Source organism: Bacteroides sp. GM023, assembly GCF_014750685.1.
GTDB lineage: Bacteria > Bacteroidota > Bacteroidia > Bacteroidales > Bacteroidaceae > Bacteroides.
In genome coordinates this window covers 368,976-381,408 of record NZ_JAAXGE010000006.1, presented here as the reverse complement: position 1 = coordinate 381,408, position 12,433 = coordinate 368,976, and the positions used below count along the sequence as shown (strand labels likewise).

Here is a 12,433-nt window from a genome sequence, read left to right as displayed (position 1 = left end):
GTACTCATTTATTAAACAAATTATGAAGATAAGAGTAGGTTTTGGCTTCGACGTACATCAGTTAGTCGAAGGGCGCGAACTGTGGCTCGGCGGTATCCTTTTGGAACACACGAAAGGATTGTTGGGACACTCGGACGCTGATGTATTATTGCACGCCGTTTGTGACGCCTTGTTGGGGGCGGCAAATATGCGTGACATTGGCTATCACTTCCCGGATACAGCAGGAGAATATAAAAATATCGACAGCAAGATTCTACTGAAAAAGACAGTTGAATTGCTTGCTACTAAAGGATATAAAGTCGGCAACATTGATGCTACCATCTGTGCCGAGCGTCCGAAGCTCAAAGCGCATATTCCTTTGATGCAGGAAACAATGGCAAGTGTCATGGGAATTGATGTGGATGATATTTCCATTAAAGCGACCACTTCCGAAAAACTTGGGTTTACAGGTCGTGAAGAAGGAATTTCAGCTTATGCTACCGTACTGATTGAGAAAAATAATTAACCCCCTAAAATATATAATTATGATTCGACTCTTGAAATTTCACTTAACACTAATCTTACTGTTGGCAACTACTTTTTGTATGGCTCAAAAGAGTGAACTGAAATTTAGCAAAGATGGTAAATTCAAGATTGTGCAATTTACCGATGTGCATTTTAAGTATGGTAATCCGGCTTCCGATGTTGCATTGGAACGCATCAATCAAGTGCTTGACGCTGAGCAACCGGATCTGGTTGTCTTTACCGGAGATGTAGTTTATGCGGCACCTGCGGATTCCGGTATGCGCAAAGTACTGGAACAGGTATCTAAACGTAAGCTTCCTTTCGTCGTAACTTTTGGAAACCATGACAATGAACAGGGAATGACGCGTGAACAATTGTATGATATTATTCGTACAGTACCGGGCAATTTGTTGCCTGACCGTGGCACTACCTTGTCTCCTGACTATGTATTGACGGTAAAGTCTTCTTCTGATTCTAAAAAGGATGCAGCTTTGCTTTATTGTATGGATACTCATTCTTATTCAGCTTTGGATGATGTGAAGGGCTATGATTGGCTTACATTCGATCAGATTAACTGGTATCGTCAGCAAAGTGCCGCTTATAAAGCACAGAATGGTGGACAACCGATACCTGCCCTTGCCTTTTTCCATATCCCTCTGCCCGAGTATCATGAAGCTGTTCGTGATGAAAATGCAGCTTTCCGCGGAACCCGGATGGAAGAAGCCTGTGCGCCTAGAATAAACACGGGAATGTTTGCTGCCATGAAAGAAGCAGGAGATGTGATGGGAGTATTTGTAGGACACGACCATGATAATGATTATGCAGTCATGTGGAAAAATATTCTTTTGGCTTATGGACGTTATACGGGTGGAAATACTGTGTATAACCACTTGCCGAACGGCGCCCGTATCATCGTATTGGATGAAGGTACCCGTACATTCACTACCTGGATTCGTCAGAAAGACGGTGTTGTAGATAAAACTTCTTATCCATCAAGCTTTGTTAAAGACGATTGGACTAAACGCTGACAACAGCAAGCTTCACATGGCTGATACGTGTATATTTTGAACTATAACTTTCGTATTGGCGTGACACTCGTGCTGATGCAACGTAGATAATATCTCCCAGTCGGTATTCATGTTCTATCCCGGATAGGGTACATGAAACCGCACTGGGATTTTTTGATGGAACACTCATTACAACCAAGTTTCCACTGGCATCGGTCAATGTCAGTACTTGTTTGACAAAGAACTGCGGAGTATTACCGTTCACTCTTGTCTTATACGGATCATCTTCCAGCCGTACGCGAATAACCTTGAGTCTTAAATCTGTAAGTTTCTCTCCTGACTCCCCTAAATATCGGCTCGAAGTACGCCTTTCTTTAGACTTCCTCATCATCACATCCAAATGTACGGAATGATAAGCCTGCGCTATCTTGACGAAACGTTCTTGCTTCGGTATCTTCGGAGTGAACTTATAAGCTATCCAACTCAGATAAGCCGGATCTACTTTCAATATCTCATGTAGGAAGTGTCCCCGGTATTTCCCGAAGAAGATAAGGTCATCACCATTACTCTGCATTCTTTTCTCATTATAATCCACAAGGATAAGACAGCGCCTTGAGTAATAAAACATCGTACTTGCCATCCGAAGAGACTCATTAATGTCCGGTGACAGGTCATGTATGTAAAGAATATATTGCTTTTCAAGTAGGGGGGAATAAAGCCATAAGGAATAATTGGGTTTACCCGGCCGGGGTAATGCCACCAAGTAAACTCCTGCCTCTTTAAAAGAGGCTCTGCCTCGGTTGTATTCATTCAATTTACCATACAATAAGGCTTGCTCATTTTCGGGAATGCCCGGTAATCTAGGGTTAGCCATAATTGTTCTCGCTTTTTGTATATCTCAAATATAAGGATTTTCTTTCAGAAAAGCAACTTTTCTCTTTGAAATCTCGTACATTTGTATCCATGTAACTTTTCAAAATTCAGATGAAAGAACGAAGTAAGAGAGTATTGGTAGGAATGAGTGGTGGTATAGATAGCACCGCTACCTGCTTGATGCTGCAAGAGCAAGGATACGAAATAGTGGGAGTCACCATGCGTGTATGGGGGGATGAACCACAGGATGCCAAAGAGTTGGCTGCACGGATGGGCATTGAACATTATGTGGCAGATGAGCGTATTCCTTTTAAGGAGACTATTGTAAAAAACTTCATAGATGAATATAAGCAGGGACGTACGCCGAATCCGTGCGTGATGTGTAATCCGCTGTTTAAGTTTCGTATTCTGACGGAGTGGGCGGATAAACTGGATTGTGCTTGGGTGGCTACCGGCCATTATTCACGGCTGGAAGAGAAGAACGGACACATTTATATAGTAGCCGGAGATGATGATAAGAAAGACCAGTCTTATTTCCTTTGGAGATTGGGACAGGATATCCTGAAGCGTTGCATATTTCCATTAGGAGATTATACGAAAGTGAAAGTTCGCGAATATCTTGCAGAAAAGGGCTACGAAGCTAAGTCGAAAGAAGGAGAAAGCATGGAAGTATGCTTTATCAAAGGGGATTACCGGGACTTTCTTCGTGAACAATGTCCCGAACTTGATAGCGAAATAGGGTCGGGATGGTTTGTCAATTCCGAAGGCGTAAAGCTAGGGCAGCACAAAGGCTCACCTTATTATACCATCGGTCAGCGAAAAGGACTCGAAATAGCCTTGGGAAAGCCGGCCTATGTTCTGAAAATCAATCCGCAGAAAAATACGGTAATGCTTGGCGATGCCGAGCAGTTGAAGACGGATTATATGCTGATAGAGCAGGATAAGATTGTAGATGAGAAAGAATTGTTCGGATGTGAGAATCTGACCGTTCGGATTCGTTATCGGAGCCGTCCGATACCCTGCCGGGTGAAACGTTTGGAAGACGGCCGTCTGTTAGTACGTTTTCTTGAGACGGCTTCGGCTATTGCTCCCGGACAATCGGCTGTGTTTTACGATGGAAGACGAGTGCTGGGCGGGGCTTTCATAGCTTCCCAACGAGGAATAGGACTGGTGATTATAGAAAACGAAGGATTTTGATTGATAAAAAAACAAAGATAACTAATGAAGAAGTTTATACTATTGATTCTTGCCTTAAATATGTGTTTGGGCGGATTCGCCCAATTTACTCCCGGAGATACGCTGAAATACCGTATTAGCCTGAAAGACAAGGCTGCTACCGACTACTCTTTGCAGAAGCCGGAAAAATATCTGTCTAAGAAATCCATTGAACGGAGAAAAAAACAGGGATTGGCGATTGATTCGACTGATTTGCCGGTGTGCAAGAAATACGTGGATGCCATACGCGAAAAAGGAGCACATGTACTTGTGACCGGAAAATGGGAAAACTTCGTTACTGTCTCTTGCAATGATAGCACGCTGATAAAGGAAATAGCCGAGTTGCCTTTTGTACTGTCTACCGAAAGGGTTTGGAAGGGTAAAGTGGAGAAATCTATCAAAAGGGATTCATTGATAAATAATCCGTTACGTACCGATAGCCTTTATGGCCCTGCTATTACACAAATAAGAATGAGCCGGGCAAATCTTCTCCATGATGCAGGTTTTAAGGGACAAGGGATGACAATCGCTGTTATTGATGCAGGATTCCATAATGTGGATAAGATTGAAGCAATGAAGAATATCCATATCCTGGGAGTACGTGACTTTGTAAATCCTGAAGCTGATATTTATGCGGAAAGCAGCCATGGTATGTCCGTTCTTTCCTGCATGGCAATGAATCAGCCGAATGTGATGATTGGTACGGCTCCGGAGGCTTCTTACTGGTTGTTGCGTAGTGAAGATGAATATTCGGAGCATTTGGTAGAACAGGATTACTGGTCGGCCGCTATCGAATTTGCCGATAGTGTAGGAGTGGACGTGGTGAACACTTCTCTCGGATATTATTCATTTGACGACCCTATGAAGAATTATAGATACCGTGATTTGAACGGACGTTATGCGCTGATGTCACGTGAAGCTTCACGGGCTGCTGATAAAGGAATGGTAGTTGTTTGTAGTGCCGGAAACTCCGGTGCAGGCTCTTGGAAGAAGATTACCCCTCCGGGAGATGCGGAGAATGTAATCACCGTAGGAGCCATCAATAAAAAAGGAGAGCTTGCTGCATTTTCTTCTGTAGGAAACACATCGGACGGACGTGTGAAGCCGGATGTCGTAGCAGTTGGGTATGGTTCGGATGTTATGGGAACAGACGGTAATCTTCGTCATGCCAATGGTACTTCTTTCTCTTCTCCGATCATGTGCGGAATGGTAGCTTGTTTGTGGCAGGCTTGTCCGAAACTGACGGCAAAAGAGGTTATCGAACTGGTTCGCCGTTCGGGTGACAGATCGGATTTCCCGAACAATATATATGGATATGGTATTCCTGACTTATGGAAAGCCTATCTCGACACCTCTTCCAAGGAAAAGAAATAATATAATTATCGTATGATAAACGCTATGAATAAGTCGAAGCAATCTGACTCCCTCTCCTCGGGAGAGGGTGGGGAGAGGCTTTCCCTTTTAGAACTGAATGCGCTTGTCCGCCGTAGCCTGGAACAATGCCTGCCTGATGAATATTGGATACAGGCAGAACTGAGTGATGTCCGTTCCAATACGACCGGGCACTGCTATCTGGAATTTGTGCAGAAAGATCCTCGTAGTAACAGCCTTATAGCGAAGGCGCGCGGCATGATATGGAACAATATCTATCGCTTGTTGAAGCCCTATTTCGAAGAAACTACCGGACAGCTATTTACTTCCGGCATAAAAGTTCTGGTGAAAGTGACGGTTCAGTTTCACGAACTTTACGGTTACAGCCTGACTGTGCTTGACATCGACCCTACATATACATTAGGGGATATGGCGCGCCGTCGCCGGGAAATATTATTGCAGTTGGAAGAAGAAGGAGTACTGACGTTGAACAAAGAACTGGAAATGCCGATTCTTCCGCAGCGTATTGCTGTCATATCTTCCGCTACCGCAGCCGGATACGGCGATTTCTGCCATCAGTTGCAACATAATCCCGGAGGATTCTTTTTCTATACGGAGCTTTTCCCGGCATTGATGCAGGGAAATCAGGTTGAAGAATCTGTATTGGCAGCTTTAGACCGTATCAATGTCCGTGTGAACGAATTTGATGTAGTCGTTATCATTCGTGGTGGCGGGGCGACTTCCGATTTATCCGGTTTTGATACATATCTGCTGGCGGCTGCCTGTGCGCAATTTCCGTTGCCTGTCATCACCGGAATTGGGCATGAAAGAGATGATACAGTCCTTGATTCAGTAGCGCATACACGTGTGAAAACCCCGACGGCTGCTGCCGAACTTCTGATTCATCGAATCACGGAAGTAGCCGACCATTTAGAGGAACTATCTGCCCGTGTCCAACAAGGAGCCTATGCGATTCTTGAACAGGAATGGCGAAGACTGGAAATTCTTCAGACCCGTATCCCGAATCTTGTTCACCGGAAGCTCACCGATGCCCGTTTTGCATTACTGGCAGCCAAGAAAGACTTGTCACAAGTGACGATGGCATTGTTAGCCCGCCAACGACATCGGTTGGAACTCCTGAAACAGCGTATTGCGGATGCTTCGCCCGATAAATTATTGAGCCGGGGATACAGTATTACGCTAAAGGACGGAAAAGCAGTGACAGATGCATCTTCACTAAAGCAGGGGGACAGGTTAGTCACCCGGTTTTCGAAAGGAGAAGCCCGTTCTGTGGTGGAATAGCAGACAGTCGGAATAGAAATTATAAAAGAAACATTCATCATTAACTATTAATAATCAATCATCGTGGCAGCTAAAAAGGAAACATATCTTCAGGCGATGGAACGTCTTGAAAAGATCGTTCGTCAGATAGACAATAATGAACTGGATATCGACGTTTTGAGTGAGAAAATCAAAGAAGCCAATGAAATAATTGCCTTCTGTACCGAAAAACTGACGAAAGCAGACGAAGAAGTAGAAAAATTATTGAGAGAAAAGCGGCAATCTGAAGAATAAAAGTTATTTTTGCGAATCAAAGCTTAAGAAAAAATAAACTAATACATTACAATATGAAAGAAATAGACTGGGCGAATCTGTCGTTTGGATATATGAAGACAGACTACAATGTGCGAATCAATTTCCGCAATGGAGCATGGGGAGAACTGGAAGTTAGTAGTGACGAACATCTGAATCTGCATATGGCAGCTACGTGTTTGCATTATGGACAGGAAGCATTCGAAGGATTGAAAGCATTCCGTGGAAAAGATGGTAAAGTACGTATCTTCCGTTTGGAAGAAAATGCGGCCCGCCTGCAATCTACTTGCCAGGGAATTTTGATGGCTGAACTTCCTACCGAACGTTTCAAAGAAGCTATCCTGAAAGTCGTGAAACTGAACGAACGTTTCATTCCGCCTTATGAGACGGGCGCTTCTCTCTACATTCGTCCTTTGTTGATCGGTACAAGTGCGCAGGTAGGTGTACATCCGGCAGATGAATATATGTTTGTCGTATTCGTAACTCCGGTAGGCCCGTACTTCAAAGGTGGTTTCTCTACCAATCCGTACGTTATCATCCGTGAATTTGACCGTGCCGCTCCTTATGGTACAGGTATCTATAAAGTTGGCGGTAACTATGCAGCTAGCCTTCGTGCCAACAAGAAAGCACATGATTTGGGCTATTCCTGCGAGTTTTATCTCGATGCTAAAGAAAAGAAATATATCGACGAATGTGGTGCTGCCAACTTCTTCGGTATTAAAGATAATACGTATATCACTCCGAAATCATCTTCTATCTTACCGTCTATCACCAACAAGAGCTTGATGCAGTTGGCAGAAGATATGGGTATCAAGGTCGAACGTCGTCCGGTGCCGGAAGAAGAACTGGAAACATTCGAAGAGGCTGGTGCATGCGGAACAGCAGCAGTAATCAGCCCGATCCAGCGCATTGATGATTTGGAAAACGGAAAATCTTATGTAATCTCTAAAGACGGTAAACCGGGACCGATCTGTACGAAGTTGTACAACAAATTGCGTGGCATTCAGTACGGTGATGAGCCGGATACACATGGCTGGGTAACTATAGTAGAGTAACAGGAATCTAATCAGAACACATTTATTTATTTAATTAATTATATCATGTTAAAAGAGAATTCACAATTACGTGCAGAAGCACGTCAGGCACTTCAAGGTAAGTGGCCTATGGCAGCCGTTGCTGCGCTTATTTACTCAGTTATTGCCGGTGGTTTATCAGCTATCCCTTTTATTGGTGGATTGTGCTCATTATTTATCGGACTGCCGATTGCCTACGGTATTGCTATCGTGATGCTGGGTGTGTACAGAGGGAAAGATATTGATTTTGGAGTTTTGTTTGAAGGCTTTCAGGATTATAGCCGTATTTTTGTAACTAAGTTGCTTCAGGCTATCTATACTCTGTTGTGGTCATTATTGTTGGTTATACCGGGCATTATTAAGTCTTATTCTTATGCAATGACAGACTTTATTTTGAAAGACGAACCGGAAATGAAAAACAATGCGGCTATCGAAAAGAGTATGGCAATGATGGAAAACAACAAGATGAAACTGTTCTTACTTGATTTGAGCTTCATTGGTTGGGCTCTTCTTGCTATCGTTACTTTCGGTATCGGATTCTTATTCTTGCAACCTTATATGCAAGTTTCTCGTGCAGCTTTCTATGAAGACTTGAAAGCACAGCAAGGCGGAAATATTGAAGTAGACGTTGAAGTGAACGTTACTATTTAATAGACGAATACATTCAGCTATATAGAAGAATGGGGTACGGAGAAATCTGTACTCCATTTCTTTTTGCCGGTTGCGTCAAAATCAGTACCTTTGCGGCCTAATCAGGATTGATATGGGTAAGAATAAATTAGAAAAGTTTGCTGATATGGCGAGTTATCCGCATGTGTTCGAATATCCTTATTCGGCAGTAGATAACGTGCCTTTCGACATGAAGGGAAAATGGCACAAGGAGTTCTTTAAAAATGACCATCCGATAGTGCTCGAACTGGGCTGTGGACGCGGTGAATATACCGTCGGACTGGGTAAGATGTTTCCCGAAAAGAACTTTATAGCAGTTGATATAAAAGGTTCCCGCATGTGGACGGGGGCAACGGAATCGTTGCAGGCAGGAATGAAGAATGTATCTTTTCTGCGTACGAATATTGAAATCATCGAACGTTTCTTTGCCGAAGGCGAAGTAAGCGAAATATGGCTGACTTTCTCCGACCCGCAGATGAAGAAAGCAACCAAACGACTGACCTCCACTTATTTCATGGAAAGATACCGCAAGTTCCTGCAACCGAATGGAATTGTCCACCTGAAGACAGACAGTAACTTCATGTTTACTTATACCAAATACATGATAGAAGCCAATAAACTTCCGGTGGAGTTTATGACGGAAGATTTATATCACTCCGACCTGGTGGATGATATTCTTGGTATCAAGACTTATTATGAACAACAATGGCTTGATCGTGGTTTAAATATAAAGTATATCAAATTCCTGCTTCCGCAAGAAGGTGAATTGCAGGAACCGGATGTAGAAATTGAGCTTGATCCTTATCGTAGCTACAATCGTAGTAAACGCAGCGGGCTGAGTACAAGCAAATAGCTTGCCGGAACAATCACCATAAAGTGAACCGGCAACCACCTGAATAGTGAATTTAAATAGTAAATTGTAAATCGTCAAATAGTAAATAAAATGACTCTTTATCCTAAATTGATATTGGATGCATTGGCAACGGTGCGTTATCCCGGTTCGGGAAAGAATTTGGTGGAAGCGGAGATGGTTGCCGATAATCTTCGTATTGACGGTATGACTGTCAGCTTTTCATTGATATTTGAAAAACCGACTGATCCGTTTATGAAATCAATGTTGAAGGCTGCTGAGACAGCTATTCATACCTATGTATCTCCGGATGTACAGGTTACGATAGCAACGGAAAGTAAGCAAGCTGCTCGTCCGGAAGTTGGCAAGATGCTTCCGCAGGTGAAGAATATTATTGGTATCTCTTCGGGCAAAGGTGGAGTAGGTAAGTCTACTGTATCTGCGAACCTGGCAGTTGCTTTGGCTAAATTAGGCTATAAAGTAGGTTTGCTTGATGCGGATATTTTCGGGCCTTCCATGCCGAAGATGTTTCAGGTGGAAGATGCGCGTCCATATGCTGAACGCATAGATGGTCGCGACCTGATTATCCCTGTAGAAAAATATGGAGTGAAATTATTGTCTATTGGTTTCTTTGTTGATCCGGATCAGGCTACTTTGTGGCGTGGCGGAATGGCAAGCAATGCACTGAAACAATTGATTGGCGATGCATCCTGGGGTGATTTGGATTATTTTCTGATTGACCTTCCTCCGGGAACAAGTGACATTCACCTGACTGTTGTCCAGACATTGGCTATGACAGGGGCGATTGTTGTCAGCACTCCGCAGGCAGTGGCTTTGGCAGATGCCCGTAAAGGAATCAATATGTTCACTAACGATAAGGTAAATGTACCTATCCTTGGCTTGGTTGAGAATATGGCATGGTTTACTCCTGCCGAACTTCCGGAAAACAAATATTATATTTTCGGTAAAGAAGGTGCAAAGAAATTGGCCGAAGAGATGAATGTTCCTTTGTTGGGGCAGATTCCTATTGTGCAGAGTATTTGTGAGGGTGGAGACAATGGTACACCAGTGGCGTTGGATGAAAATACCATCACCGGACGTGCTTTCTTATCATTAGCTGCGAGTGTTGTCCGCCAAGTGGATCGTAGGAATGTTGAGATGGCTCCGACCCAAATTGTAGAAATGCATAAATAACCGGAATCTGGACAAGATAGCTTTTATATAAGCTGTTCGTAAGATATAAAAAGAACCTTCATAGTTTTTGTAAAGACTATGAAGGTTCTTTCTTATATGGTAGTATCTATTATTTATTCAATGCTTCTGTCAGTTTCTTTTTCATGGTGTCAGCTCCAGGGAAACCGGTCTGCTGATAAACGGTATTACCATTGCGGTCGATAACAAAATAAGTCGGTACTCCCTGAATATTGAATTTATCCATAAGATATCTCCATTGGTCATTAGTCACACGGAAATGCTCTCCGTGAACATCGGGTATCATATTTTCCCAAGTTCCTTTGGGGGAATTTTCTCCTGCGACATATAAATAAAGGATATCCTTATCTTTCAATTCTTCTTTCATCGGAATCATGGCTTTGTTGGCCATTCGGCAAGGACCGCACCAAGTAGCCCAAAAGTCTACTAATAGAACATGCCCTTTAAATTTGGAAATGATAGCAGAGAAAAGTTCTTCATTTTCTACTTCGCCTACTTCATTGATTTTGTATCCGGTTTTCTGTCTGTTTAACTCCATCTTCTTGAGTAATTCTCCATTGAGCGCTGTCAGCATATTTTTGTAGGCAGGCGAAGGAAGTGCTTCAAGCGCGGTTATCTGCTCGGCAGTCAGCGGGTTAAAATCTTCAATAGAGCGATAACATTTGGATGCTTCCATCATTTGGAATAGGATTCCCTGGCTTGTTCCCAAATGTTTTTCCAAAAGATCTTTTCGGGAACTGAATACTCCTGTTCCGTATGCATATTCCGGTGCATATAAATCTGCTGGTGTGTTGAGAGCCAATTCCTTGAATATATCAAAATAATTATCAGGGAATTCAATCTTAGTGTTTGTGTAATATTCCTTAGCCTGCTCTCTGTTCAGCTTTTGACCAACAACATATGCACGCATTAGAATATCTTTGCCCATAAAAAGTCCAATAGCTGTGGTTATATCTGTATTGGCTTTCAAAACTTCTTTTGCGGCTGAACTGAGAGGGGCTTCTTCTATCTGTTTATGGATGTTACTCCGTTTCTCTATGAAATAGTTTTTCACTCCATCTATATCTTTTCCGATAACTTCGTCTACCATTTTCCCCGGATTGCTGACCAGATTACACTGAATGGTATTATCCGCCAGCTCTTGTTGTAATTCAGCCAAATAACCACCGTAATAAGCTTTCTTTCCATAGGGCTTATCGTCCTTTTGCAAGTGTGATTGTTGGCGTGTACATTCGGCCGTATTAATAATAATAGAACTTTCTTTTCCCGGAGCTAATAAGCAAGAAATTTGAGCAAATGGGAAAACAAGTGTCGCCGGAGTTACCGTAATGACATTTGTTTGAACCTGGAAAGTTCCGTCTTCATTTATACTCACTTCTTCGGCAAAGTTCAGCCACTTGACCGGATCATTCAGATGCAGTTTACCTGATGCCGGCATATCTTTCTTAAAGTCGAGCACTCTACCTGTTAGTGTGGCTTTACCATATGCGAGTTCCGGTGTAGCTAATTGGGCTTTCTTATTAATCTTATGGATTATCGCGTCTTTAGGCAACGGAGTTTTGCGGAAATTCTTCTCATTGAGCTGTATTCCCCATATCTTGTATGCTCCGTCAAAGTCTCCTTCAGAGAAATCCAGGCTGGTAACATTTTCCGGTATAGGAGGAAAGAGTAGCTGAAATTCCGCTTCTCCGGATTCTGGCATCCAAAATTCTTTGTCCAGTGTTATTCCAACTCCCTTCCGGATAGGATAAAGTGCCCCGTTATTATCTTTCAGAAAACTTCCGGTTGCTACTTTTATCCAGTACTTAGGCCGATAGTAGGCTTTCACATATACAGTGGTCACTGTGTCACTCATGACAATTTTCTCAACTTCGATACTATTGGAGCTCCAGGCTAGAAAAGGAGGACGCTCGATAACTCTGTCTTTGGCTTGTACAGTGCAAACTGTGCAGAGTATCAAACCGATAACCCATGCGAATCTTTTCATATAAATAGCGTTTTATTTCTAACAAATATAAGGATATTTTTGTAACTAGCCTTATAGAAGTAGAAAAAAGAAATTCTTT

General features: G+C 42.8%; 12 protein-coding genes. 10 read left to right on the top strand and 2 right to left on the bottom strand.

Features of this window, described 5'->3' with window-relative positions:
• Nucleotides 1-22: 22 nt before the first annotated feature.
• On the top strand, nucleotides 23-505 hold the full coding sequence (ispF, locus tag HC965_RS15210; RefSeq protein WP_191032257.1) for a 2-C-methyl-D-erythritol 2,4-cyclodiphosphate synthase: 483 nt from the start codon (nucleotides 23-25) through the stop codon (nucleotides 503-505).
• A gap of 19 nt (nucleotides 506-524) precedes the next feature.
• Complete coding sequence (locus tag HC965_RS15205) at nucleotides 525-1,532, top strand: metallophosphoesterase family protein (protein WP_191032256.1); 1,008 nt, start codon at nucleotides 525-527, stop codon at nucleotides 1,530-1,532.
• On the opposite strand, the gene HC965_RS15200 is transcribed toward HC965_RS15205, so the two are convergent.
• Nucleotides 1,522-2,385, bottom strand: coding sequence for a hypothetical protein (locus HC965_RS15200; protein WP_191032255.1), 864 nt, complete (start codon nucleotides 2,383-2,385; stop codon nucleotides 1,522-1,524). The two genes, HC965_RS15205 and HC965_RS15200, sit on opposite strands and share 11 nt — an antisense overlap.
• A gap of 110 nt (nucleotides 2,386-2,495) precedes the next feature.
• Between HC965_RS15200 and mnmA the strand changes: the two genes are divergently transcribed.
• The 8 genes from mnmA (at nucleotide 2,496) to HC965_RS15160 (ending at nucleotide 10,349) form a co-directional block, all read left to right on the top strand.
• Nucleotides 2,496-3,581 (top strand): tRNA 2-thiouridine(34) synthase MnmA, encoded by a 1,086-nt coding sequence (mnmA, locus tag HC965_RS15195; RefSeq protein WP_191032254.1) that lies wholly within the window; start codon nucleotides 2,496-2,498, stop codon nucleotides 3,579-3,581.
• A gap of 24 nt (nucleotides 3,582-3,605) precedes the next feature.
• Nucleotides 3,606-4,973, top strand: coding sequence for a S8 family serine peptidase (locus HC965_RS15190; RefSeq protein ID WP_191032253.1), 1,368 nt, complete (start codon nucleotides 3,606-3,608; stop codon nucleotides 4,971-4,973).
• Nucleotides 4,974-4,985: 12 nt separating this feature from the next.
• A complete protein-coding gene (xseA, locus tag HC965_RS15185) occupies nucleotides 4,986-6,272 on the top strand; it encodes an exodeoxyribonuclease VII large subunit (RefSeq protein WP_370539983.1) in 1,287 nt (428 codons plus the stop codon).
• Nucleotides 6,273-6,335: 63 nt separating this feature from the next.
• Complete coding sequence (gene xseB, locus HC965_RS15180; RefSeq protein ID WP_191032251.1) at nucleotides 6,336-6,545, top strand: exodeoxyribonuclease VII small subunit; 210 nt, start codon at nucleotides 6,336-6,338, stop codon at nucleotides 6,543-6,545.
• Nucleotides 6,546-6,586: 41 nt separating this feature from the next.
• Nucleotides 6,587-7,618, top strand: coding sequence for a branched-chain amino acid aminotransferase (locus HC965_RS15175; protein ID WP_370539984.1), 1,032 nt, complete (start codon nucleotides 6,587-6,589; stop codon nucleotides 7,616-7,618).
• 45 nt (nucleotides 7,619-7,663) lie between these two features.
• Nucleotides 7,664-8,287, top strand: a complete 624-nt coding sequence (locus tag HC965_RS15170) for a DUF975 family protein (RefSeq protein ID WP_191032249.1) — start codon at nucleotides 7,664-7,666, stop codon at nucleotides 8,285-8,287.
• Between the two features lie 112 nt (nucleotides 8,288-8,399).
• Entirely contained in the window at nucleotides 8,400-9,158 is a 759-nt protein-coding gene (trmB, locus tag HC965_RS15165) for a tRNA (guanosine(46)-N7)-methyltransferase TrmB (RefSeq protein WP_191032248.1), read from the top strand.
• A gap of 90 nt (nucleotides 9,159-9,248) precedes the next feature.
• Entirely contained in the window at nucleotides 9,249-10,349 is a 1,101-nt protein-coding gene (locus HC965_RS15160; protein WP_022136498.1) for an Mrp/NBP35 family ATP-binding protein, read from the top strand.
• A 109-nt stretch (nucleotides 10,350-10,458) separates the two neighbouring features.
• Here the strand turns inward: HC965_RS15160 and HC965_RS15155 are convergent, their stop codons facing one another.
• Nucleotides 10,459-12,354, bottom strand: coding sequence for a TlpA disulfide reductase family protein (locus HC965_RS15155; protein ID WP_191032247.1), 1,896 nt, complete (start codon nucleotides 12,352-12,354; stop codon nucleotides 10,459-10,461).
• Nucleotides 12,355-12,433 lie beyond the last annotated feature (79 nt).